Annotated in this window: 18 protein-coding genes and 2 pseudogenes; 6 read left to right on the top strand and 14 right to left on the bottom strand. The window is 74.4% G+C overall.

The genetic code is table 11. The annotated features are described in order from the left end of the window. The first annotated feature begins 80 nt into the window (after nucleotides 1-80). Nucleotides 81-1,241 (top strand): cytochrome P450, encoded by a 1,161-nt coding sequence (locus tag ACIBAI_RS27430; protein WP_399038333.1) that lies wholly within the window; start codon nucleotides 81-83, stop codon nucleotides 1,239-1,241. Nucleotides 1,242-2,041: 800 nt separating this feature from the next. Here ACIBAI_RS27430 and ACIBAI_RS27425 read toward each other — a convergent pair. Beyond that, complete coding sequence (locus tag ACIBAI_RS27425) at nucleotides 2,042-2,869, bottom strand: class I SAM-dependent methyltransferase (protein WP_399038332.1); 828 nt, start codon at nucleotides 2,867-2,869, stop codon at nucleotides 2,042-2,044. 366 nt (nucleotides 2,870-3,235) lie between these two features. Here ACIBAI_RS27425 and ACIBAI_RS27420 point away from each other — a divergent pair. Further along, a pseudogene (locus tag ACIBAI_RS27420) lies at nucleotides 3,236-3,990 on the top strand (transposase family protein); the annotation flags it as partial. 366 nt (nucleotides 3,991-4,356) lie between these two features. Here ACIBAI_RS27420 and ACIBAI_RS27415 read toward each other — a convergent pair. The 12 genes and pseudogenes from ACIBAI_RS27415 to ACIBAI_RS27360 form a co-directional block, all read right to left on the bottom strand. Beyond that, nucleotides 4,357-5,739, bottom strand: coding sequence for an LCP family protein (locus ACIBAI_RS27415; protein ID WP_399038330.1), 1,383 nt, complete (start codon nucleotides 5,737-5,739; stop codon nucleotides 4,357-4,359). 317 nt (nucleotides 5,740-6,056) lie between these two features. Then, nucleotides 6,057-6,989, bottom strand: coding sequence for a M56 family metallopeptidase (locus ACIBAI_RS27410; RefSeq protein ID WP_399038328.1), 933 nt, complete (start codon nucleotides 6,987-6,989; stop codon nucleotides 6,057-6,059). Nucleotides 6,990-6,994: 5 nt separating this feature from the next. Then, on the bottom strand, nucleotides 6,995-7,381 hold the full coding sequence (locus ACIBAI_RS27405; protein WP_399038326.1) for a BlaI/MecI/CopY family transcriptional regulator: 387 nt from the start codon (nucleotides 7,379-7,381) through the stop codon (nucleotides 6,995-6,997). 570 nt (nucleotides 7,382-7,951) lie between these two features. After that, nucleotides 7,952-8,179: a helix-turn-helix domain-containing protein gene (locus tag ACIBAI_RS27400; protein ID WP_344604112.1), complete on the bottom strand. Its 228-nt coding sequence runs from the start codon at nucleotides 8,177-8,179 to the stop codon at nucleotides 7,952-7,954. A gap of 498 nt (nucleotides 8,180-8,677) precedes the next feature. Then, the gene (locus ACIBAI_RS27395) at nucleotides 8,678-9,130 is read right to left on the bottom strand and encodes an MmpS family transport accessory protein (RefSeq protein ID WP_344604114.1); all 453 of its coding nucleotides are present in this window, start codon (nucleotides 9,128-9,130) and stop codon (nucleotides 8,678-8,680) included. Nucleotides 9,131-9,583: 453 nt separating this feature from the next. Next, nucleotides 9,584-10,468 (bottom strand): SDR family NAD(P)-dependent oxidoreductase, encoded by an 885-nt coding sequence (locus ACIBAI_RS27390; protein WP_399038324.1) that lies wholly within the window; start codon nucleotides 10,466-10,468, stop codon nucleotides 9,584-9,586. Between the two features lie 264 nt (nucleotides 10,469-10,732). Next, nucleotides 10,733-11,578 (bottom strand): MerR family transcriptional regulator, encoded by an 846-nt coding sequence (locus ACIBAI_RS27385; protein WP_399038322.1) that lies wholly within the window; start codon nucleotides 11,576-11,578, stop codon nucleotides 10,733-10,735. A 59-nt stretch (nucleotides 11,579-11,637) separates the two neighbouring features. Continuing rightward, nucleotides 11,638-11,964 (bottom strand): nuclear transport factor 2 family protein, encoded by a 327-nt coding sequence (locus ACIBAI_RS27380; protein WP_399038320.1) that lies wholly within the window; start codon nucleotides 11,962-11,964, stop codon nucleotides 11,638-11,640. Nucleotides 11,965-12,001: 37 nt separating this feature from the next. After that, a complete protein-coding gene (locus ACIBAI_RS27375; protein ID WP_399038347.1) occupies nucleotides 12,002-12,775 on the bottom strand; it encodes an SDR family oxidoreductase in 774 nt (257 codons plus the stop codon). A gap of 576 nt (nucleotides 12,776-13,351) precedes the next feature. Continuing rightward, entirely contained in the window at nucleotides 13,352-14,251 is a 900-nt protein-coding gene (locus tag ACIBAI_RS27370; protein WP_399038318.1) for an NAD-dependent protein deacetylase, read from the bottom strand. 495 nt (nucleotides 14,252-14,746) lie between these two features. Beyond that, nucleotides 14,747-15,683 (bottom strand): annotated as a pseudogene (locus tag ACIBAI_RS27365) (LysR family transcriptional regulator). 100 nt (nucleotides 15,684-15,783) lie between these two features. Further along, nucleotides 15,784-15,945 carry a hypothetical protein gene (locus tag ACIBAI_RS27360; protein ID WP_399038317.1) on the bottom strand — a complete coding sequence of 54 codons (162 nt, stop codon included), beginning with the start codon at nucleotides 15,943-15,945 and terminating at the stop codon, nucleotides 15,784-15,786. Between the two features lie 621 nt (nucleotides 15,946-16,566). Here ACIBAI_RS27360 and ACIBAI_RS27355 point away from each other — a divergent pair. The 3 genes from ACIBAI_RS27355 (at nucleotide 16,567) to ACIBAI_RS27345 (ending at nucleotide 19,637) form a co-directional block, all read left to right on the top strand. Then, nucleotides 16,567-16,938 carry a hypothetical protein gene (locus ACIBAI_RS27355; RefSeq protein ID WP_399038315.1) on the top strand — a complete coding sequence of 124 codons (372 nt, stop codon included), beginning with the start codon at nucleotides 16,567-16,569 and terminating at the stop codon, nucleotides 16,936-16,938. A gap of 528 nt (nucleotides 16,939-17,466) precedes the next feature. Further along, on the top strand, nucleotides 17,467-17,733 hold the full coding sequence (locus ACIBAI_RS27350) for a hypothetical protein (RefSeq protein ID WP_399038313.1): 267 nt from the start codon (nucleotides 17,467-17,469) through the stop codon (nucleotides 17,731-17,733). After that, a complete protein-coding gene (locus ACIBAI_RS27345) occupies nucleotides 17,730-19,637 on the top strand; it encodes a thiamine pyrophosphate-binding protein (protein ID WP_399038312.1) in 1,908 nt (635 codons plus the stop codon). The genes ACIBAI_RS27350 and ACIBAI_RS27345 overlap by 4 nt, the downstream gene beginning before the upstream one ends. 372 nt (nucleotides 19,638-20,009) lie before the next feature. Here the strand turns inward: ACIBAI_RS27345 and ACIBAI_RS27340 are convergent, their stop codons facing one another. Then, nucleotides 20,010-21,530, bottom strand: coding sequence for a dienelactone hydrolase family protein (locus tag ACIBAI_RS27340; protein WP_399038310.1), 1,521 nt, complete (start codon nucleotides 21,528-21,530; stop codon nucleotides 20,010-20,012). A gap of 140 nt (nucleotides 21,531-21,670) precedes the next feature. On the opposite strand from ACIBAI_RS27340, the gene ACIBAI_RS27335 reads away from it, so the two are divergent. Then, nucleotides 21,671-22,597 carry a MerR family transcriptional regulator gene (locus ACIBAI_RS27335; protein ID WP_399038308.1) on the top strand — a complete coding sequence of 309 codons (927 nt, stop codon included), beginning with the start codon at nucleotides 21,671-21,673 and terminating at the stop codon, nucleotides 22,595-22,597. Nucleotides 22,598-22,745: the final 148 nt, after the last annotated feature.

The following is a 22,745-nucleotide window of genomic DNA, read 5'->3' as shown; positions in this document are numbered from 1 at the left end:
TGGGGATTTCTCGGGCAGGGGGAGGGCGACCCCACAAACGCTGTGGCCCCCGAAGAGGGACTCGCTGAGGAGGCGGCTAGATGAGGGTCGGAGAAAGGCGCCGGTTTCTGCGCGACCCACTGGAGTTCATCGACACTGCCCGCCGCCACTGCACGACGGACGTCTTCAGGCTTCCCTGGGGCGGTTACTGCGTCAGGGACGCGGACCTTGCGCAGACGCTGTTGCGCAGCCCGGAGTACAACACCGGCAAGTCCGGATTCTTTGGCGAACTGCTGCCCACGCGACAGGCACAGGTGGAAGTCGGCCACGTCGTACGGAACTTCGTGCGAGAAGGCCTGCCGCGGTACCGGGCCGAGCTGACCCGTGCGGTGACCGAACTCCCTGCGGTCAGCCGATGGCCCGCCGCCGGCAACATGCTCGTGTACCGCTGCCTGGATGGCCTGCTCCTGCACCCTGACAGCTCCGCCACCACACGCGAGCGGGCCCGGCACGCGGTGCGTGGAGGGGTGGTGTTCCACGCACCGCACACATGGCAGCGTGCGCGGGCCGAGATCCTGCGCGCCAGGTTGCTGACCGCTTTGACCGAGGAGGTGCGACACCGTCGGCAGCGACCCGTCGGTGAACCGCGTGATGTGCTGGACGCCCTCCTCGGCGTCTGCTCCCGCACCGGCATGGCCGACCGGAGCATGGCCGAGCTGTACTTGATGATGTACCGGGCCATCGTGGTCCCCATCAGCGCCTCACTGGCGTGGTCGGTCCTCCTGGCCTGCCTGCATCACACGGCCGACTCGCCGTGGCCCTGGCCTGTCGACCAGATCGTGCGCGAGGCGCTCCGGCACCGCCCGGTCCCCTGGCTGCTCGGACGGACCGTCCCCTGCACCGTCGAGTTCGGTGGCGTCGTCTTCCGGCCCGGTGACCTGCTCTCCGTCAGCCCGTACCTGATGCACCACGAGACAGACCGATGGACCGATCCTGACGCGTTCCGGCCCGAGCGCTGGGACACGTCAGGCCGACACGGCTCCTACATGCCGTTCGGCGCGGGTCCTTACATCTGCGTCGGCGCGGCGGTCGCTCAAACACTGCTGACCGAGGCGCTGACCGCCCTGATGCGAGACGCCTGCCTGACCGTTGCCGACGGTGACCTGCGTGCGGTGATGGCCGAGGGCAACGTCCCACGGCCTTTCACCCTCCACCGCGCACCACGCCACGGCGGACCCGGACACGACACCGGAAGGAGGTGAGCAGCCATGGCCGCAGCGATGCGACGCATCTTCCGCAGCAAGCCCTCCCGCGTCTGGTACTGGTACTGAGGAGCCGTTGTCCCCACCCGATCACGGGGATGGTTCTGACCGGACAGGATGCCTGGCCGGGTGTCGGTCGGGCCGGTGCGTGAAGGCAGGGCCTCCGGCGCAGCGCGGAGTCCGCGATGTCAACTCCCCTGCACGATAGGCCCTGTCGGCCCGGTCTTGGCAGCCGGTTCCGCGACCCTCCGACTCGCGTCTGCCGACTGCGATCGCGGGGCCACACGGTCGGTACAGGGCGGCCGGTTCCATGCCATGCCCGCAGGCCGCGCACGGAGTGCGGCAGACCAACGCCTTGGGTCACCGGTGCTCGATTCCCCATGGTCGTCCGCGAGACCTGTCCGGTTGTCGTCGGCGCCCAAGAGCCGTCCTGCTCGGCTGCCATGCCTGCGGCCTGCTGCAACGTACCCCGTAGGTACCGGTACCGTTCGGCGGCGACCCGCCAGCGGATGCCCGGTGGGCCTGCTCGGCGGTCTGTCCTTTCGCGGACGACAGGGAGGCAAGCGGTGGGAAGGAGAGAGAAGCCGCGCGGAAAGGGCTGGAGCGCGCCTCCGGGCGGCGGGAACAGCACCTCGGGTACGACAGGGGAAACCCTGCTCACGAGGTGGTACGGGGAAGCTGACGCGCAGGCCGGAAAGTGACGGGCCGATCAGCCGACGGAGAAGGGACCGGCACCGGTACCCCAAACGGGGGCAAGCACGCGTGCTGCTCGCGCTATACCGCTGCCGGGGGAAAGAGACTTAACGAACGGCCAGCAGGCCGTACAAAAGGGGAATCCGTGGCTCGGGCAGCCGCCACCAGCCGGAGTCCGTACGGACCATCCGCGGCCAGCGCGGCCAGGGAAGCTCGTCGCTCTCCCGCAGTCGCCGGACGCCCATTCCCGCATCCGTCAACGCGTTCACGACCTCTCCTAGTCCGTGCATCCACTCGTAACTGTCCGTGGCGCCCTCGATGGCCGGGCCGTCGGTGTAGGTGTAAGCGGCATCCCGGTGCACCGGACCGGAGCCCCCCAGGTAGTCGTGGCGCAGCAGCAGCTCCGGTCCCTCACCCGGACCCGGTTTCGGGCCGAGCGCGTTGAGCAGCGGGTGGAACTCCACGACGTACAACCGCCCGCCCGGCCGCAGAAGCCCGGCCACGACATCCGCCCACCGGTCGAGGTCGGGCAGATAGCACAGGGCGCCCTTACCGGTGTAGACGACGTCGAACCGCCGGCCCTCGAGCGCCGCCACGGCGTCGTACACGTTGGCCTGGACGTAGGTGACGTCGAGGCCCGACTTCGCGGCGAGGTCCCGCGCGGCCGTCACGGACGCCGCCGAGAAGTCCAGGCCGACCGCCCGGGCTCCACGCCGGGCGAGGGCGAGCGTCTCCGTGCCAAGGTGGCACTGCAGGTGCAGCACGTCCCGGCCGGACAACTCGCCGAGGTCATCCCACTCGAACGCGGCGAACCAGCGCTCCGGATCCAGGTCCTCGTCCAGGCCGTAGAACCGGCTGGTGACGTGGACCGGGGTGCGGGCATCCCAGTTCGCCTGGTTGGCGCGCATCAGCCGCGCGTGCTCGGCGGAGGTCATGCGGACATCCAACCGCGCCCCGGCCGCGCGCGGGGGGAGGAAAACCGGAAAATTTCCGTATCGGGCTCTTCTTCCGGTGAGCCTGCGGGGGAGATATCCGGCGCTACCGCGACCGGCGGCACCGTCAGGGTCCAGGCCGGGTCCGTGACCGTCGCGACCTCCGTGTCCACGTTGCTGAGGATCCACCGTCCTCCGCCGTACCGTTTGCCGACGGCCTCACAACGTCACAACCCGACTCCTCGCTGTGCCCTGCGCGCTGGTCCCTCCATCTTGGCGGGCGGGCTTGGCAGTTAAGCTGACAGGCAGGTGAAGCTGCTGGTAGATGGGTTGCCGGCCGAGATCGACCTGTCCGGCCAGGAGCTTCGTGTGCTTGTCCACCCATCGGCGATCGATCCGTTCAGTTCGGCCCTGCGGTTCCTCAGCCGTCACCTGACCGAGCGGCGCGGAGCCATCGGCTGCCGGTGGCGCCGCCTGTCCAGCGGTCGGCAGGCTTTGCCGGTCCTGGCCCACCTGCACCGCGGCGACACCTGCAGCCGTCTCGCCGCGGCCTTCCGGATCGGGGTTGCCACCGTCTACCGCTACCGCTACATCCGTGAGACCGTCGAAATCCTGGCGGCCTCGGCCCCGAACCCGGCCGACGTCATGAAGACGGCCGCCGTCAAGGCGTATGTGGTCCTGGACGGCACCCTGCTGCCGGTCGACCGGATCGCCGCTGACCGGCCGTACTGCTCGGGCAAGCACGAGCGGCACGGCATGAACATCCGGGTCCGCGCCGACCCGGCGGGGAAGCCGGCCGGGTCTCCCCGGCGCGGTCCACGACCTCCGCGCGGCCCGCACCCACGGCATCATCGACGCTCTGGCCCAGGCCGGCGCGGCTGCTGGGAGGGCAAGGCCTACCGAGACGCCGACGGCACCGTCCGGGTGCCTTCCTGGGGCCGCTGGGAGACGCTTCCGGCCGGGCAGCAGGCCCACACCGCTCCCGTGCCCGCATCCGTGCCCTGGGCGAGCAGGCCATGGCCGCCCTCAGGTCCTGGCGGCTGCTGCGCAAGCTCCGCTGCAGCACCACCTGGATCACCGGCCTGGTCAAGGCCGCTCTCACCCTCCACCTCGCCGGACCAACACGAGGTCGGAGAACGCTCAATGGCTCAACTCGAGCAATCGGCAACTCCGGTGATGGGAGGGCCGACGCCTGCACCGAGCGGGGCTGATGCTTGTCCGGGTCCTCGCGCGTGGCGGCGGCCGAAGCGCCGGCCGGCGGGACGCACACAGCGACGCACACGGCGGGCGCAGCCCGGGACGGATCGGTTCGCGCGCCCGCGGAGTCCGCGAGGCAGCCGGCGACGGCGTCCCGGTTGCGGGCCGGGAAGGTGAAGCGCTCGGTCAGCCTGCCATGTTCGCGTTCGAGCGCCGCCACCGGGATCATGCGGCCGGCGCCGAAGGGAGCGCGGCGGACGCCCGACCGGGCCCGGACCCGGCCGGCTCGCACCTCACCCGATGGCCTCGGGGTCGAGGTCGGTCCCGACCACCAGGGTCACGACACCGGCGGCGGCGCCCGTGTCCTGCCCGGCGCGCACCCCGGGCAGCCGGGAGGCGAGCACCTCGGCCTCTTCCCCCAGGCCCTGCGGATGACCGACCGTGGTGGTGCGGGCGGTCTCCGGAGCGTTGCCCGTGCCGACGACGGTGAACCCGGCCGCGCGCAGCTTCTCGGCGACCGCGGCGGCGCGTCCCGGGACGCCGGTGCCGTTGAGGACCCGGACGCGTACGGAGGAGGCGTACACGGGGTCCTCGGCGTCCGCCCGGAACCGCTCCCCGTCGACCTCCTCGTCCTTGGCCAGAGCGGCGAACAGGTCGGCGGCCTGCGGGTACTGCCACATGACGTTGGCCTTGTCGGCGGGCACGTCGGCCTCCCGCGGGTAGTTCGGCACGGTGAGGAACGTCAGGCGGTCGCGGGGGACGCCCTTGAGGTCGGACGCGAGGCCGTACAGCGGCCTGACGCCGGCCAGGTCCTTGTCCGTGGTCAGGGACTCGGTCGCGGACTCGAGGAAGCCGTACAGCGCGTTCGGGCTGGCCAGCTTGGACTGCGCTTTCTCGGCCAGGGCCTGCATGAACTCCTGCTGTCGGCCGATGCGTCCGGTGTCGGAGCCGTTGCCGACGTTGTAGCGGGCACGCACATAGCCGAGCGCGTCCTCGCCCCTGACGGTCTGGCAGCCGGCCTCCAGGTCCAGGCGGGCCTTCTCGTCGTGGATGGCCCCCTCGGGGCAGACCTCGACGCCGTCGAGGGCGTCGACCATGCCCTTGAAGCCCTGGAAGTCGAGGGACACGAAGTGGTCGATGCGCAGGCCGGTGTTGGCCTCGATCGTCTTGATGGTGCAGGCGGCGGCCTCGGCGATCCCGCCCCCCGTGCCGCCGATCGCGAACGCCTGGTTGATCTTGAAGTGGTGCGGTTCGGACGTGGTGCCGTCGCCCTTGTCGCAGGCCGGTATCCCCACCCACGAGTCACGGGGGAACGACACGACCGTGGCCCACTTCCGGTCGGCGGGGACGTGCACGACCATCAGCGTGTCCGACTGCATGGTGGTCAGGTCCCCGCCGTACTGCGCGTTGTCGCCGTCGCGGCTGTCCGAACCGACGACCAGGATGTTCTTCGAGCCGGGGCTGAGGTTGACCGGACGGTCGCCGCCGAGCCCGTCGTAGACGTCCGCGCCCCGGATGTTGCCGTCCAGGTCCTGGTATACCCAGGCGCCGACGCCCGCGACGCCGAGGACGAGCGCCGCGCACACGCCCGCGCTCCACACCAGGATCCGCCCCCGCCGCGTCAGCCGGACCTTCCCGGCCCCGGCCGGAGCGCGCCGCCTTCCCCTACCGTTCACTGATGTCGACTCCTCGGCCTCGGTCGCGTCGTCCGCTGTGTTCGGATGCCCGGCTTCGTGCCCGCCGAACGACTGAACTCTACGTTCCTGTAGAGACAATGGGGGGGAGCGGGATTCTCGCCGTGACCGGAGCCCGCGCGGCGATGACATCCCGCGTCCGGCGCGCGTGCGGGACAGGGCCCCTCCAGGGGGCGCGCTGGAGCGGCGACGACGCGCGGACGGAGGCCGGGGCCGGTACGGACGTCCGTGGGACGGGGCGGGCGACGAGGGCCGGCGTCTTCCTCGCGCCGGACGGCTGACCGTTCCCCGCGCGCTGCTCAAAGGGGTGTGGCCGCGCGCAGGATGAGGACCATCGTCACGGCGGAGTTCGCCGAGGACATCGCCGACACGGCGGCTCCCACCGCCGCGCCCCACGCCGCCACGCCCACGGAGGTGAACAGCGGCGGCCAGCTGCGTACCGCCGGAGCGGGCCCGAGCAGGGCCGCCACCCGGCGCGGCACCGGCCCGGCCGTGGCGAAGCCGGCCAGGACGGCCTCCGGAGTCCTCCGGGACGCCAGGGCCGCCTTGCCGATGGCGCGCGCCACGGTCCGGCGGCTGCCCACCGCCTGGGCGGCGTCCTCGTCCGCCCACCGCTCCGCGGTGTACGACACCGCCGTCCGCAGCGGCCGCAGGAAGGGGTTGGCCCGCGCGGCCAGCCGGACGGCGAGGAGGAAGCGGTGGTGGCGGGCGGCGAGGTGGGCCCGCTCGTGCGCGAACAGCGCCCGGCGCTCGGCGGGTTCGAGGCGGTCCAGCAGGGCCGTGCTCGCCACCACGCGGTCCCGTCGGCCGCCCGGCAGCGCGTACGCGTAAGGAACGTCGTCCGGGAGGACGGCCACCGCCGTCTCCCGCAGCCCGGCCAGCGCCCGGTGGGCGCGACGGCGCACCCGCCCGTGCCGCCACAGCGTCCGGCCGCACGCCACCAGCACCGCGCACAGCGCGGGGATCGCCGCCTTGCCGACGACCTCGTCGTACGGCACCGCCTCGCGCACCTCCGGGTCCGACCAGCCGTCGGGCAGCGGGTTGCCGGGCAGCTGGGCGGTGCCGACCACCATCACCAGGCCCAGGCACAGCGTGCTGCAGGCCGCCATCACCGCGGCCACCCCGGTCAGCAGCCGGGTCGCGGTCCGCGGATGCAGATGCTGCTCGGCCAGGCGCGCGATCGGCCACGCCGTCAAGGGCAGCACCAGCGGCAGAAAGACGAACACCCCCATCAGGTTCAGTCGTCCCCTTCGCCTCGGGACTGGTCCAGCAGCTCCCGCAGCAGCCGCTCGTCGTCCGGCCCCAGGCCGGTGACGAAGCTGGCCAGTACCGCCTCCCGGTCGCTCTCGGCGTCCAGCAGCCTGCGCATCCTGTGCGCCGCCAGGCCCGCCTGGTCCGACGCGGGCGTCCAGACGAAGGACCGGCCCGCCCGCTCCCGGGTGACCGCGCCCTTGGCCAGCAGCCGGGTCAGGATGGTGATCACGGTCGTGTAGGCGAGGTCGCCGCCCAGGCGCTCCTGCACCCAGCCGGCCGTCGCCGGGCCGTCCGCCTCCCTGAGCGCCGACAGGACCAGCGCCTCCAGCTCACCCTGCCCCCGTCGCCGGGGACGCCGCCGATCCGTCACGTCCCGTCTCCCTTCCGCCGCTGTCCGTTTCCCGGGCCGACATCGTATAGACGGCCTCCGCGCCCGCCCGCCACCCGGTGAGTCCGCGTCCGCGTCCTGCTCGCCACTCCCGCCGCCACCGCGCATGTCCACCGGGCGGCCGTGGGCGACGACCCGGCCGGTCGCGCTCACCGGCTGCGCGGGCAGCGTCACGGGCCTGTACGTCCCGTACGCCCGCGGGCGGCTCCGTGACCGTGGTCCTCGCCGGCCCGTTCGTCCGCACCCGGGGTCCGGCTCCCGGCCACGGGCTCCTCGCCGAGCGCCCGCCGCCCGGCCGAAGTCCCACCGGCACCCGTCGGCGGATGGTCCCCGGCGGCCGGCCCGCACATCCACACGGGCCGGGTCGAGGCGGACCGGGATCCCGGACCCGCTCCGGCCCCCGCCCGGACCGGCCGCAGGCCGGGGCCCGGACGGGGGCTCGGTACCGGCTCCGGCGGCTCTCACGTCACCGGCCGTGCCGTCACCCGGGCCGTCGGCTGCCCGGACGACCTGCCGGGGAGCCGGAGTTTTCCCCCGCGGGGCGGGCCGTCCTCACCGCTGCGAACGGCCGCCGGCCTCTTCGAGCCGCCGGTGCGGGCGCTCCCCGCCCCGGCTGCGCAGGGGGACGTCCGCCTCGGTGAGCACACGGTGGACGAACCCGTACGACCGTCCGTGCGCTTCGGCGATGGCCCGTATGGACAGGCCCTTCTCGTACTGCTTCCGCATCTCCCGCGCGAGTTCCTCGCGGGCCGCACCCGTGATCTGCTTGCCCTTGTTCACCACGCGTCTCCTTCGGTGATCGACGTCCGGATGTGATCGTCGTCTACCCCGGACAGGGAAAAAGCCACAGAACACGGACGTGTCGGCGGGGGCCGCCGAGCAGGCGCCGCACGCCGGCGGCTCCCCTCGGCCGTCCGCCGCTGCCACTGCCGGAACACCGCTCAGGGCACGGAACGCCGCCGGGCCGGACGCTCGTCTCGCGCCGTGCCGCCCCGTCCCGCCGGCATCGCCGTCCCCGGGCGGGGCGTGACCCGTCCCGCCCCGCCGTGGGCACGGCCCGCGCACGACAGCCCGCGCCGCGGCGGCGGGGCACCGGCCCCCGGGCCCGGGCGAGCGGCTTCCTGCCCGCGGTTCCGGGCGCCGATCCCTTGAGCGAAGCACCCGGACGCAGCCGTTCGGGCGCCGGCCGGCGGCGAGCGGCGCAGCGAAGCGGCACCTGTCGCCGCGAGGCGCCGAGCCGGGTCGGCCCCCGACGGGCCCGCCCGCCGGGGAAGGGGATCAGCCGACGACCGGGGAGACCGCGACGCAGCCGGCAGCGGACACCACGCCCGAGTCGGACTCCTCGGCTATGGCCTTCCCCTGGTAGACGATCCTGCAGGAGAGGTCGCCGGAGCCGCCGCTGACGTCCAGGGCCACCGGGATGACGGTCGGCGCCTCGATGCCCCGCAGCTTCACCGTCTTCTTCCACGGCAGCGTGGGGTTCTTCACCGTCTCGAGCTTCGGGTCGGTCGCGTCGCCGCCGCCCGCGTTGAACTCGATCGAGTCGACCTCCGCACCGGTCACCTCATAGGTGACCTCGTACTCCTTGTCGATCTGCTTGTCGACCTCCTCGACCACCTCGTTCTCGACCTGCTCGGCGGCCTCGTCGGTGATGTCCGAACAGGCGCCGAGGCCGAGGACGAGGCCGCCCACGACGAGCGCGGAGGCTATGGAGCGGCTGATGCGGTTCATATGGAACGACCCCCCAGGACACGCGGACTGTGCAAGGGAAGACAACAGTGCGGGGAAGGCAAAGTCAACTTGTTGACGACCGGACGAAATCGCCGGTCAACCCGCCCCGGCGCACAGGGTGTTCGAGCCGACGGCCTGCCGGAAGCCGGCCGGTGGGTTCGGGAACCCGCCCCCGCGGACCGGGGCGCCGCCCGTCCGCACGGTGTTCTTCGGCGAACTCCGGCCGCTCCGGGCCGACTCCGCGGACCGGCCGGGACGGGCACGGCCACCGTGTGACGCGCCCCGGCTCAGGGGGAGCCGGGGCGCCGGGGCCGGGACGGGGGAGCGGGCCGCCGCCGGCTCGGACCCGACGGGTGCGAGCCGGGCACGGGACGCCGGCGGTGCCGTGCGGGAAGGGCCTGCGGGGGTTCGAGGGCTGCGACGGCCGGTTCCGGCAGGGCGCGCCGTCCCGGATCAGAGGCCGGCCAGCTGGCCGCCGTCCACCAGCACCGAAGCGCCGGTCTGGAAGGCGAAGTCGGGCGAGGCGAGGGCCAGCGCCGCCGACGCCATCTCCTCGGGCCGGGCCATGCGCTTGAACCCGTCGACTCCCAGGGCCGCGAACCGGGCCTTCTCCTCCGCCCACTGCTCATCGGTCAGTCCGCCCGGACGGTGGACGTCCAGCATCGGGGTGTCGGTCATGCCCGGGGCGAGAGTGACCACACGGATGTTGTGGGGCGCGTTCTCCAGAGCGGCGGCCTGGACCAGACCGCTCACGCCGTTCTTGGCGGCCGTGTAGGACCCGAGGCCGGGCCGGGTGGCGAACTGGTTGGACGAACCGGTCACCAGGATCACGCCGCCGCCCCGTCTGCGCATGTGCGGGATCTCGTACTTGAGCGCCAGGAAGATCCCCCGGATGTTGGTGCTCGCCACGTCGTCCCACTCCTGGAGCGTCACCTCGTGCACATCGGTGAACGGCTTCTGGATTCCCGCGTTGTTGAGCGCCACGTCAAGCCCTCCGTAGGTGCGCACCACCCGGTTCACGAAGTCCTCCACCTCGTCGGGCCGGCGCACATCCGCCCGGATGTACGTCGCTTCGCCGCCCGCCGCGCGGATCTCCTCCTCCACCGCCCGGCCCAGCCGCTCCCGCCGCCCGCAGAACCCCACACGTGCCCCTTCCGCGGCGAACGCGACGGCCGCGGCCCGCCCGATCCCGGAGGTGGCGCCGGTGATCAGCACGGTCTTTCCCGCGTACCGGCCGCCCCGCCCCGCCGCCCGTCCTCCGGCGGCGCCGGCCGCACCCGGCACTCCCGCCCCGGCGAGCCCGGCAGCCGCCGCCCCGATCACCCTGCGGCGGCTCACGGCTCGTTTCCCTCGTTCCATGGCATCCTCCTCGGCCTTTGCGACAGCACGCGCCATGCTTCCGGGCAGGGCTGGAAGAGCCGCTGGAAGGACCGCTGGAAGGGCCGTCCGGCCTGCCAGGACCGTGATCTGCGCAACCGGATCAGGGCCTGGAACGAAGATCCCGGGCCCCCGTCCGCGCGGGGACCGCGGACGGGGGCCTCGAACGCCCCGCCGGGCAGCTCGACCGGATCGACGGCCCACGGCACCGGCCGCCGGCGTCCCTCACGTGTCCGGCCGGCCGGTGCCGGGCGGGACCAGCCACGCGACGAGAGTGCGCCAGCGATCGGGCTGGTCGGTGTCGCGCGGCCCGATGAGATACACCTCCTCGACGAGATCCTGGGAGCCTAGGCCGTTGCGGGCGGCGAAGGAGCCCACGGCGGCGTAGGCGAGGTCGAGGTTGTCGTGGGGGCCGGTGTGGGTGGTGACGACGGCCCTGCGCTCGGGCAGCCGGAGCTCCCTCACGGTGGCCGGCGCGCCCGGGGGCAGCGGCATCTCGGCGGGGAGGTAGACGGTGGCGCGGCCATGGCCCTCCGTGAAGAGCGTGTGCTGGTAGCGGCCACCCGGCGGCAGCACGGGGCGCGGCTCGACCGCCGCGTCCAGTTCCTCCATCGCGGTGTCGTACCAGCCCAGGCCGGCCCCGGGCGGGACGTCGAGGGACACGGCGAGGACGCGCTGAGCCGGCAGGATCTCGAGGCTCACCGTCCGCGCGGCGTCCGGGTCGAGGAGTTCCCGGAGCGCCTCGACCGCCCGCTGGGTCCGGCCGAGCCGGTCCTCCAGCCGGCGGAGGTGGGCTGCGACGATCTCCTGTGCCGCGCCGCGGTTTCCCGCCTCCCCGCCGGCGGACTCGGCTCGCAGGAGGCTCCGCAGGTCCGCCAGGGGGAGATCGAGGTCCCGGAACCGCCGGATGGTCAGCGCCGGCCGGACCTGCGCGGGCGAGTAGTAGCGGTAGCCCGTGGCGGGGTCCACCTCCGCGGGAACGAGCAGGTCCTGCTCGTGGTAGCGCCGCAGTGCCCGGACGCTCAGGTGCGTGATGCGGGAGAACTCCCCGATGGTCAGCCGCTCCGCCATGGTCTCCTCCTCGTCGTGGGCGCCCGGATCCGGTCCACGGCCGGACCCGGGTCCCCGTCTCAGGGCTCGGGCTCGATGTCGAGCAGGGTGATCCTCCCCCGGGCGTCGCGCTCGAAGGTGAAGCGAAGGGTGACCGGGCTGCCGGGGAAGTCACCGGAGACCACCGCCACGGCATGACACGCCGTGGCGGTGCCGGCGGCCTCGCGAAGGTCGTACCGCACGGGCGGGACCTCGCCGCGCCAGCGGCGCACCGCCGCAAGCCCCCGCAGACTCCGGCCGTCGTCGTGTACGACGACGTCGTCGTCGAAGAGGGAGAAGTAGCGCTCCCGGTCGGTGTCCGTCGCCGCGGCGAAGTACTCCTCGGCGAACTCCTCTGCGTCCTTCATGCTCGCAACTCCTGTGTTCTGGCAGTGGGGAACGGGCTCAGAGCGCGCGGACGGTGCCGCCGTCGACCGCGTACTCGGCGCCGGTGACGGCGCTCGCCCGGTCGGAGACCAGGAAAGCGATCACGTCGGCCACCTCCTCCGGCTCGGCGGGCCGGCCCAGCGGAATTCCGCCGAGGGCCCGCATGAGGTCGTCGAGCGCGGCCTCCCGGGTGATGCCGGCTTCGCTCATCCGACGGGAGAGGAGGCGCTCGGCGCCGTCGGTGCGGATGAAGCCGGGGGCGACCGAGTTGACCCGGACACCGGCCGGCGCGAGCTCGTTCGCGAGCCCCTTGCTGTACGTGGCCAGGGCGCTCTTGGCCGCGGCGTAGGCCAGCGTCGAGTCGTGCAGCGGCATCCGGCGCTGGATCGACGTCACGTGCACCACGGCGCCGGATCCCCGGGCCGCCATCGCCGGGACCAGTGCGCGGTCCAGCCGGACGGCGGACAACAGGTTGAGTGCGAGCTCCTGCGCCCACATTCCGTCGTCGAGGACCGCGTAGCCGCCGGCCGGGGCCTGGGAGCCGCCCACGACATGCACCAGGATGTCCGGCGCGCCGACCAGCTCCGCCACTGCCCCGGCGGCCGCGGCGACGCCCTCGGGGGTACCGAGATCGGCCCGCACGAACGGGGAGCCGGGCTGCTTCGCGGGTGTACGGGCGAGGGTGACGACCCGCGCTCCCGCGTCCTGGAGCCGGCGTACCGTGGCCAGGCCGGCTCCCTTGCTGCCGCCCGCCACCACCGCGGTGCGACCGTCGAGATCGTTGCTGTTCATGAAGGCGACCATGGACCCTCCCGCGGGGAGAGGGTCAAGCGCGCGGGCCCGCCCGCCGGGCCGTGACGTCACGGCCCGGCGGCCTGCCGCCGCAGGACGGACGCCGGGCGGATCGGCCCGGCCGTCGTCGGTGTGGTCGCGCCACTCGGGCAGCGCACGGCTGCCGGTGGTGGCCTGGTGGACGCCGTCCGTCCCGGACGGCCGGTGCTCGTCCCACAGCACGACGGGCCGGCCGAGCGCGTCGGCGGCCACCTGGGGCACCCCGGCGAACCGGGCGCTCGTCGCGCTCAGCCGCCGCGGGGCGGACCAGGTGCCGCCCTTGAAGACGGCGGCCGTCGCGTACGCCTCGTACGAGCAGCCCTCCCGCCACGTCACCGTGGCCGTGCCGCCCGAGGCGGCGGCGTCGACCGAGCGCGCCTTCCTGCACGGGGAGAAGCACTGCGGGGACCCCGGTGAGACACATGCCGGAACGCAGCGGTCCGGCGCCTTCCCGGGACATCGGCGCCCAGTCCCTCACCCGGCCGCCCCCGGGCCTCCCGAAGCGGTGGCGTTCCGCCGCCACCGGCGCCCTCTGTCTCAGGCCGTCGCCCGGCCGTCGACGGGGACGCCCAGCCGGCCGGCCACGGTGGTGAGGGCCGTTCCCAGGGGGAGGGCGACCCGGGCGACGGCGTGCCGGTCGCCCCGGGTCGGGTCCCGGTTGGCGATCAGCACCGGCTTGCCGGCCTGAGCCGCCTGTCGGACGAACCGGAGCCCGGACATCACCGTCAGCGAGGAACCCAGGACCAGCAGCGAGGCCGCCTCACGGACCATCCGGCGGCAGTGCTCGACCCGGTGCGGCGGAACGGCTTCGCCGAAGAACACCACGTCCGGTTTGAGGATGCCGCCGCAGAGGGCGCAGGGCACCACGCGGAAGTCCCCGACCTGTTCGTCGGTGAGGTCGGCGTCACCGTCCGGGTTGATTCCGGCGGCCACCGGCTCGAAGCCCGCATTGGCCTCCTCCAGCCGCCGGGCGAGTTCGCGGCGCGGGCTGACCGCGCCGCAGGACAGGCAGACGACCCGGGCCAGGCTTCCGTGGAGCTCCACGGCGTCCGCGCTGCCGGCGGCCTGGTGCAGGCCGTCGACGTTCTGGGTGATCACACCCGAGAGCAGGCCGTGCCGCCCGAACGCGGCCACGGCCCGGTGCCCGGCGTTGGGGCGGGCACGGCCGAAGGTGCGCCAGCCGAGATGGCTGCGCGCCCAGTACCGGCGCCGGGCCCGGGCGTCGGCGGTGAACTCCTGGTAGGTCATCGGGGTGTGCCGGCTCAGGCTCCCGCCCTCGCCCCGGTAGTCGGGGATGCCCGACTCCGTGGACAGGCCCGCCCCGCTGAGCACCAGCACACCGCCGGCGCTCAGCGCATCGGCGACCGGCTCCAGGTCCGTGGTGCCCGGCGGCAGGTCCTCGGGCGGGGTCCAGCTCACGGTGGGGCGCATACGCATGCCGCCAGGGTACGGAACGGACCGCCCCCGCCCGCCTCCGCCGCCGACGGCGAAGGCGCTCCCGAGGCGGCACCGGCCTCGGCCGCGCCATCGCCGAACAGCACCACGCCCGCATCGACCTCGACAGCCGCCGGACCACGGCACCCGCGTCGGCGTCGCCTCCCCCCGGCCCGAGGCCGGTCACAGCTCCGCAGCCCGACCCGCACCCCGAGGCCGCGGGGCCCGGCAGCCCTCGAAAACGCCAGGTCCCCCTCCGAGCGAGAGGCGCGATCCGCCGGTCCGGACTCGACGGTTCCCGCGCGCTGCGGCCGGCCCGAAACGATCCGGTGCACGGATCCCGAGGCGCTGGAACGGACCACCGCGCGGCGCGGAACCGGACGACTCGGGGAACGGCCGGCCGAGCAGCCGGCGGAGGTGCGGGCGAGCGGGGCGACGACGCGCGTGCGGCTCCCGGCCCGTCGACCCGGCCACGGCGATTCGCGGACGCGGTGGCGTTCAGCGCGGGACCACCCAGTCCGGCGTCCAGGTCCCGGGGGGCGTCGTGACCGGCCGCCGTGGCGGCGAGGTGGGCGCGGAGGGTGACCAGCGCCGGGTGGGGGTTGTCGCGGTGCCAGAGGAGCGAGTGCGGGTAGACGGGCACCGGGTCGGTCACCGGGATGCGGCGCAGGCCGTGGCCGGCGGGCCAGACGAGGCGGGTGTGCGCGCCCATGAAGGTGGCCAGGGCCGGGGTGTCGGCGACGGTGTCGAGGAGCGCGTCGGAGCCGAAGTTGGGGCCGGTCGCCTCGATGGTGAGGCCGAACCCGGCGACGAGGTCGTCGTAGTAGGCGGCCCACTCGGTGCCGGGGACGATGCCGGGCATCCAGATCCGGTGCCCGGCGAGCTGAGCGACGGTCACCGACCGGGCGCCCGCCAGCGCGTGGCCGGGGCCGGTGAGGAGCTGGAGCGGCTCGTCGAGCACCCGTACGGAGACGATGTCCTCGGGAAAGGGCCGGCCGGGCGCGGCGACGGCGCGGAAGGACGCGTCGATCGCGCCGGACCGGAGGGCGGCGACGGCCGTCTCGATGCCGAACAGCATCACCACGTCGAGGTCGATCCCGGGGTGCGCGTGGTGGAAGCCGCGCATCAGGCCCGACGCCGCGCCGCGCGAGGCGATCACGTCGACGCGCAGCGGACGGCGGCCGGCGCGCACGGAGGCGACCGCGCGCTCGGCGACGCGCAGCAGCTCGCGCGCGTGGGGCAGGAAGGCCTGCCCGTCGATGGTGAGCTCGGCACCGCGCGCGGTGCGGGTGAACAGCCGCACGCCGAGGCTGCGCTCCAGGCCGGCGATCCGCTTGGAGACGGCCTGCTGGGTGACCGCCAGCTCGGCGGCGGCCTCCTGGAACTGCCCCGCGTCGGCGGCGGCGACGAAGGTCCGGACGGTGTCGAGGTCCACGACCGACACCCTAGGGGCACAACCGATGGCCGTGGCCGAGCGGCCTTGCGGTCGTCCGCCCCCTGGGCAGGGTGCGTCGCTCGATGCCTGCGGTCGCGGATCAGTTGTGCGGGTGGGTGGCGAGGGGCGTCGGGTATTCGGAGCGGGCGGCCCCGGTGGCGCCGCGGTGCGCGGGGGTGACGGCGTCGGGGCCGGACCCGGTGAAGGCGTGGACGGTGCCGGGGCGGATCCCGGCGGCGCGGCCGGCACGTGCGGCGTCCAAGCGGCTGGTCGGGCTCGCTGAGGGGTCCGGCTTCCTCCGCGGCGGGAAACCGGAAGGGCGAGCCGTGCTATAGTCGATCTTGAGCCGGTCGCCGGAGTCCCCGGTCGCGGCTCATGCGTTGGTGGTCCAAGGAAAGACGCCCCGCTTCCTGCGGGGAGATGCAGGTGCAAGGCCTGCCCGGCGCTCGAACACGAAGTCCCGTCCCGCGTCGCGAGGCGGGACTTCGTCGTGTCGCGGTCCCGGCGCGGCGGCCTCACCGGAGGACCTCACGGGCTGAAGGCGGCTGCGGCGCGGTGGGGACGAGTCCGGGCCCGTCGCCGTTCCCGGCCGGCCGGGCGCCGACGAGGCGGTCCGCTCGGCAGGGTCGACGGCGGAAGTCCGGCATGACGTTCCTGACTGCCGGGACGCGTGGCCCGGCGGGTGCGGGGGCCGGCCGCGGAACGGGTTCGGGCCGGGCCGAACGCGAGCCGTGCACCGGCGTGGAGGACGCCGACGGTGCGGTGGGCCCATGGGATCATCGTGTCCGCGGCCGGGCCCCGGCGCCGTGGTCCTGCCGGTCATGGGCTGAGCGGCTCGGCCGGAGCACTGGCGGCACCGGACTGCGACACCTGGGGAGCGGGCATGGGGTACAGCGGGACGGCGGAGGTGCGCCGGGAGCGGACGCGCGCCGAGCGGCTGACCGAAGGACTGACCGTCGCCGTGGCGTCGCTCCTCTCGTTCGTCCTGCTGGCCGGCCCGGCAGTGGTTTTCGGCACGACCGCCTGGCATCTGGTCACCGACACCGGCACCACCGCGTTCGGCCGGCTCTCGGTGCCGGCGATCCTCCTCGTCCTCCTGGCGCTGCCGCTCGTTTCGGCCCGCGTGGTGTTCCGCCTGGGCCGTCGCGGGGGCAGGGAGCGGCTGACGGCGGCGGTCCCGGCGGTACTGACGCTGCTCGGCGCGTCCGTCGTGCTGTTCGCCGCCCTGTGCCTGATCGTCGTGTACACGGACTGACCTCCGGCCACGGTGGCCCGCCCGACCTCGCCAGGGCGGGCTTGTCGTCGCCGGGGAGGGCTCGGGCCTTCCCGCCGGGGACCGGCGGGTGCGGCGGGCGGTGTGCCGCCACCGGCTCCCGGCCGGCCGAGGAGCGGTGCGGTCATCCCGGTGAACGCGGCTCGGCGCGCTCGGCGGCGGAGGCGCACAGCCGGCGGATCGGACTCGGACAGGCGGCCGAGGCGACCGGCCCGCCGCCACGCGGGGCCGCGGCGGCGGTGACCGGACGGAAATCACCCGCCGCGCGTCTTTTCGGCCCCGGCCGGCCGGCGGAAACGCCACCGCGAAGGGCACAGTATTTCCACATTCTGCGAATGGATCGTTGTTTCTTCTCTGTTTCCCCTTCCCGCCCGTCCCAGGTGGAACTTCTGCCTCCGCAAGGAAACCGGGCCGAGGCGGAATTCCGTCGAGCGGCGCGATGGATTGTTTCAGGACTTTGCTTTCCGGAGGAATCAGGGAATCGTTTCTCTATATCTACCATCGCGGGCTATGACCGACATTTCCCGGGACGGCTCCGTCAGCCGTGCGCGTCGGCGGACGCGTCCCGAGCCCGCTGGTGAACCCCTCCTCGTCGGACCGGACGACAAGGACCTCGAACTCGGCCGCCCCCACACCCTGACCGACACCGACCGTCTTGGCCCCGTCCGCCGCCCGCGCAAGAAGATCCTCGGCGGCGCCGGCGTCACCGGCCCCGTCGCCGCCCACCAGGCCCCGCCCGTCACCGCCCCGGGCCCGAACGAGGAGGACCGCTCATGACCGCGATCACCCCCGAGTGCACGGTCGCACGCTACCTCGCCCTGCGCCTGGCCGAACTGGGCATCACCCACCTGTTCGGCGTCCCCGGCAATCACCTCGGCCCGTTCCTGACCACCCTGCGGGCCGAGGGCGACATCGAGTGGGTCGGCACCCCCACCGAGGGCGGCGCGGGCCAGGCCGCCGACGCCTACGCCCGCATCCACGGCGTCGGCGCGGCCGCGGTCACCTACAGCGTCGGCGCGTTCAACCTGCTGGGCGCCTGCGGCGGAGCCTACGTCGAGCGGGTTCCGCTGATCGCCGTCAACGCCTCCCCGTCCTACGAGCAGTGGCAGAACTACCGCGCCCTCGGCCTGCTCACTTCGCACATGAGCCCCCGCCCCGAGAGCAACCTGGAGGTCTACCGGCAGGTCACCGTGGACGCGCAGGTCATCTCCAACCCGGGCCTCGCCCCCGGCCAGATCGACGCCGCGCTCACCGCGTGCCTGACCGAGCGCCGGCCGGTCTACCTGGAGGTCATGGAGGACCTGTGGGACGAGTCCTGCGCCGCGCCGGAGAAGCCGGTCCTCCGCCGTGAGCGGCCGTTCGGCGCCCGCAGCCGGCTCATGCTGAACGACGCCGTGCACGCGATCCTCACCCTGGTCGAGAAGCACCCCGGCCCGGACGGCAGGCCCCGCCCGATCGTGTGGGCCGGCGAGGAGATCGACCGGTTCCGCCTCGGCGGGCAGCTCACCGACCTGGTGGAGGCCACCGGAGTGCCGTTCTGCACCACCGTCGGCGCCAAGGCCGTCGTCGACGAGGACCTGCCGCGGTTCCACGGCGTCTACAACGGCCACGCCAGCCACCCGGACGTGCGCTGGATCTTCAAGGACTGGGCCACCTGCCGGATCGGGCTCGGCGCCTGGTCCACGTCGAAGAACCTCGGCGGCGAGCAGTGCGTCGGCGGCGACTGGGTGATGGCCGCGAACGGCGGCGTCAGCGTCGGCACCTCCTACTTCCCCGACGTCCGGCTCGAACATCTGCTGCCCGCCCTCCAGGACGCGCTGGTGAAGGCCTACGGCTCCGGGGGACTGGCCGCCGACTACTACGCCGAGGCCCACGCCCACCACGGAGCGCCCGGGGACCGCCCCGCCGGCCTGGCGCACCACCGCGCCTCGCTCCACGTCTCCGGCACACCGCCCCGGCACGCCGAACAGCTCACCTACGACGGCGTGTTCGACCGGATCAACCACTTCCTGGGCCGCGAGACCCGGCAGGACTGGACCGTCGTCTCCGACGCCGCGTTCTCCCTGATCGGCTCGATGAACCTGTCCCTGCCCGCGGGCGGGTTCCTGTCGCAGATCAGCTGGCTGTCCATCGGCTGGTCGGTCGGCGCGGCCACCGGCGTCGCGCTCGCCCCCGAACGCGAACACACCCGGCCGATGGTGTTCGTCGGCGACGGCGCCTTCCAGGAGACCTGCCAGGAGATCTCCACCCACACCCGGCTCGGGCTGCGGTCGGTGGTGTTCGTCCTGGACAACGGACACTTCTACGGCATCGAGCAGATGCTGGTGCACCCGTCCTACTACGCCGAACCGGGCTTCGCCGACCCGGACTCCTACAACGTCCTCCACCCGTGGCACCACGACCGCCTCGCGGCCGTCTTCGCCGGGGAGAAGACCCCGGCGAACGGGGTCAGCATCGAGCACCCCTCCGAATTGGACGCCCTGCTGGCTCGCCTCACCGACCCGACCGACCCGGTCAACGCCGGACCGCTGCTGGTCCGCGTCCGTCTGTGCCGGCACGACTACCCGCGAGCGATGGCGTACAAGGTGCCGAAGCCCTCCGCGACGGCCCCTCGGACCGGCCGGCCCGGAGGGCGGGAAAAAGCGCGCCGAGGCGGCGTCCAGGGAGACCCCCGCGGGTGAGGGGAACAGGGGACGGGCAGGCGTCGACGTGCTGATCCCGTCCGACGCGGCCGTCATCGTCGGGCGGAATCCCGGCGCGTCGGGGACCCCCGACGCGCCGGCGCACGTCGACCACGGCCCGATCCCCATGCCGACGCGTCACCGTCACATCACCGGCACGTCGGGGCCGGGCCGAACCTCCGGGCCGAACCCGCGGACGGCATCGGGTGGCGCGAGACGACGATGCCGCTCGGCGGCGATCACAAGGCGTTGCCGTACCGGTACGTGAGCGGCGACGGTGAAGCACCGGCCGCGGCCGTCCCCGCGGCCCACTCCGGTGCCTCCGGCGGCCTCGGCTTCCCGCCGGCGGGGCCGGGGCGCCCGGTCCGGGCGTCAGCCGGTCAGGTGGGCCACCACCGAGCGCATCGCACGCCGCAGGGCCGGGCGGGTCTCCTCGGGCGCGTCCAGGGTCTCGAAGCCGTGGTGGCCGTTGGGCACGTCGACCAGTTCCAGGCGTGCCCCGCAGTCCTCGGCCGCGGTCGTGAACGCCTCCACGGTGGCGGCGATCTCGGGCGTCTCCAGCCCCGCACGCAGGAGGACGACGGGCAGGTCGCCCGCGTGCGCGACCGCCCGGACCGGGTGGAACCGGCTGCCGGTCAGCCCCCAGTTGGGCAGCGGCGCCAGGATCGGGTAGGAGGCGGCCAGGCAGCGCAGCCAGGCCGGGGGCCCGGCCAGCCAGTCCGCGGCCAGCAGACCGCCACCGGAGAAGAACCACAGGGCGACCCGGTCGGCGTCCACCCGGGGGTCGGCCCGCACCAGTTCCACCGCGGCGGTGACGTCCGCGGCGGCGCGCCCGTAGTCGGCGATGTCGTGCAGCCGGTGGTCGAGGGTCGCGCCGACCACGCCCTCGGCGGCCGCCAGACGGGCGTACCCCACCAGGGTCGGCCACTCGCGCGGGGTCGGCCGGGCCCCGGCGGGCACCGGGCCGCCGTGCACGAGGACCACGGCCGGCCGCGGCCCCGGGGCGTCGGGGACGTACAGGTCGACATGTTCCCTGCGGTCCCGGGGCAGTTCGGGCACGTCCAGCGGGAACGGACGCAGATGGGCGGGCGGCGCGCCGGCGCCGGCCGGTCGCAGGCGGCGGCCCTCGCCGGCCGCGGCCCGCAGCAGGACGTCCGCCAGTTCGGTGGGACAGGACAGCATCGGCCAGTGTCCGATGGGCAGTTCGAAGAAGGTGACCTGCGGGCCGGCCAGGGCGGCCAGCGCGGGGTCGCCGAAGTCGACGAGCCGTTGCACCAGGTCGACGCTGACGCCGTTGCGGGTGCACAGCACTCCGGTGACGGGCACCGCGGCCACCGCCCCGGTCAGCCGCAGCGGCTGGAGCAGGGTGCCCAGCGGCTGCGGCGCGGCGAGGGCGGTGAGCCGGTCCAGCGCCGCGTCGGAGACGCCGGCGGTACTGCCCCAGCGCTGCCACTCGTCACGGGCCGGCGGCGCCAGCTCACCCTGGTCCTCACCCCGCCGGGCCCGCTCGGCCAGCTGCGCACGCAGGGCCTGGTCCGGTACGGCGGCCAGGGCCGGGACGCCGTTCTGCGGCATCCCGCAGTCCAGGTACACGACGCGGGCGACGCGCTGCGGCCGCCGGTCGGCGGCGCCGAGCACCGGATGGATGCCGTAGTCGTGACCGACGAGCACGATCTCCCGGCCGGACGCCGCGTCCACCGCGTCGATCGCCGCGACCACGTCCGCGATGTGCGTCTCCAGGTCGACGCGGGCCGACGCGGCGGGGCGGTCCGCGTCGACTCCGGTCAGTGGGACCGCGTGCGCCTCGCCGCCCGCCGCGGCCAGCCGCGCGGCCGTCTCCTGCCACACAGGGGCGCCGGTGAACACGCCCGCCACCAGGATGAACACGGTCATGGCCCTCTCCTCGGGTCCGTCGCAGGGCGCCGCGCCGATCGCGTGCGCCGTGGTCCGCGGACCGGTGCGTACGCCCGGCCCGCGCGCCGGTACCGTAGGAACTCCCCCGGAGGGAGGTTCAACTGTCCACGTCCCGCGAAGTGCTCTGGAGCATCGGCGAGCTCGCCGAGCGTGCGGGTGCCACGGTGAAGACCGTCCGCTTCTACTCCGACCGGGGCCTGCTGCCCGAGGCGTCCCGCAGCGGCGGCGGACACCGCCGGTACGGTCCCGAGGCGCTGGAGCGGCTGCGGCTGATCCGCTCCCTGCGCGCCCTCGACCTGCCGCTGCCCGAGGTGCGCCGGGTCGTCGAGGACGAGGACCCGGCGGGCCGCGCGCTGGAGGACGCCGTCGCGGGCCGCCTGCGCGAGCTGGGCAGCGAGCTGAAGGCGCTGCGCTGGCGGGAGGCGGCGCTGCGGCTGGTACGGGAGTGCCCGCCGGGGGAACAGGCCGCCCGGCTGCGGCTGATCGGGGCGATGAGCACCCCGCCGAGCACGGCGCCGCTGGCCCGGTTCTGGCGCGGCTGGCTGCCGCCACGGATGCCGGCCCGGGCGACGGCGGCGTTCCTGGAGGTGGCCGTTCCGCAGCCGCCCGACGAGCCGGACCCGGCGCAGGTGCTCGCCTTCGCCCGGCTGCACGCCATGACGACGGCTCCCTGCCCGGGCGGCCGGCAGCCCCAGCCGGAGGTGCACCGGGTGGCCGGGGCCCGCGGGGCGGCCGCGCTGTACGCCGGCCTCGCCGAGGCGTACGAACTCGCCGGTCCGCAGCTGCGCCGGGCACGGGATCCGTACCCGGGCGAGGCGCTGGACGCCTACGTGGCGGCGTACGCGAGCGCGTACGGCAGCCGGGACACCCGGGAGTTCCGCCGCCTGCTGGCCGCGCGGCTCGCGGCCGGGCCGCGCCTGGACCGGTACTGGGAGCTGACGGCCGTGGTGCTCACGCCGCCGGGCGGCAGCCCGGAGCCGACTCCGGGCTCCGCGGACGACTGGCTGCGCACGGCACTGGAGCGGGACAACGCCCGGGCGGCGTAGACCGGGGGAAAGAGGCTCTGGGCCGCGGCCACCCCCGCCCTGGGGGGGCGGGGGCCCCCGGGGGGGCCCCCCGCGCCCCCCCCGCCCCCCCGGGGGGGGCGGCGCCCCGCCCCGCCCCCCCCCCCCCCCCCCCCCCCCCCGCGCGGGG

Origin of the sequence: Streptomyces sp. NPDC051041, assembly GCF_044456065.1 — a bacterium.
Taxonomy (GTDB): Bacteria; Actinomycetota; Actinomycetes; order Streptomycetales; family Streptomycetaceae; genus Streptomyces; species Streptomyces glaucus.
This window is presented reverse-complemented; position numbering and strand designations above follow the sequence as displayed.

Bases quoted from the DNA above. Each gene is read 5' to 3' on its own strand.
- ACIBAI_RS27430 (WP_399038333.1), top strand. From the start codon at position 81: ATGAGGGTCGGAGAAAGGCGCCGGTTTCTGCGCGACCCACTGGAGTTC.
- ACIBAI_RS27425 (WP_399038332.1), bottom strand. From the start codon at position 2,869: ATGACCTCCGCCGAGCACGCGCGGCTGATGCGCGCCAACCAGGCGAAC.
- ACIBAI_RS27410 (WP_399038328.1), bottom strand. From the start codon at position 6,989: ATGGGGGTGTTCGTCTTTCTGCCGCTGGTGCTGCCCTTGACGGCGTGG.
- ACIBAI_RS27395 (WP_344604114.1), bottom strand. From the start codon at position 9,130: ATGAACCGCATCAGCCGCTCCATAGCCTCCGCGCTCGTCGTGGGCGGC.
- ACIBAI_RS27385 (WP_399038322.1), bottom strand. From the start codon at position 11,578: ATGGCGGAGCGGCTGACCATCGGGGAGTTCTCCCGCATCACGCACCTG.
- ACIBAI_RS27380 (WP_399038320.1), bottom strand. From the start codon at position 11,964: ATGAAGGACGCAGAGGAGTTCGCCGAGGAGTACTTCGCCGCGGCGACG.
- ACIBAI_RS27375 (WP_399038347.1), bottom strand. From the start codon at position 12,775: ATGAACAGCAACGATCTCGACGGTCGCACCGCGGTGGTGGCGGGCGGC.
- ACIBAI_RS27370 (WP_399038318.1), bottom strand. From the start codon at position 14,251: ATGCGTATGCGCCCCACCGTGAGCTGGACCCCGCCCGAGGACCTGCCG.
- ACIBAI_RS27355 (WP_399038315.1), top strand. From the start codon at position 16,567: ATGGGGTACAGCGGGACGGCGGAGGTGCGCCGGGAGCGGACGCGCGCC.
- ACIBAI_RS27350 (WP_399038313.1), top strand. From the start codon at position 17,467: ATGACCGACATTTCCCGGGACGGCTCCGTCAGCCGTGCGCGTCGGCGG.
- ACIBAI_RS27345 (WP_399038312.1), top strand. From the start codon at position 17,730: ATGACCGCGATCACCCCCGAGTGCACGGTCGCACGCTACCTCGCCCTG.
- ACIBAI_RS27340 (WP_399038310.1), bottom strand. From the start codon at position 21,530: ATGACCGTGTTCATCCTGGTGGCGGGCGTGTTCACCGGCGCCCCTGTG.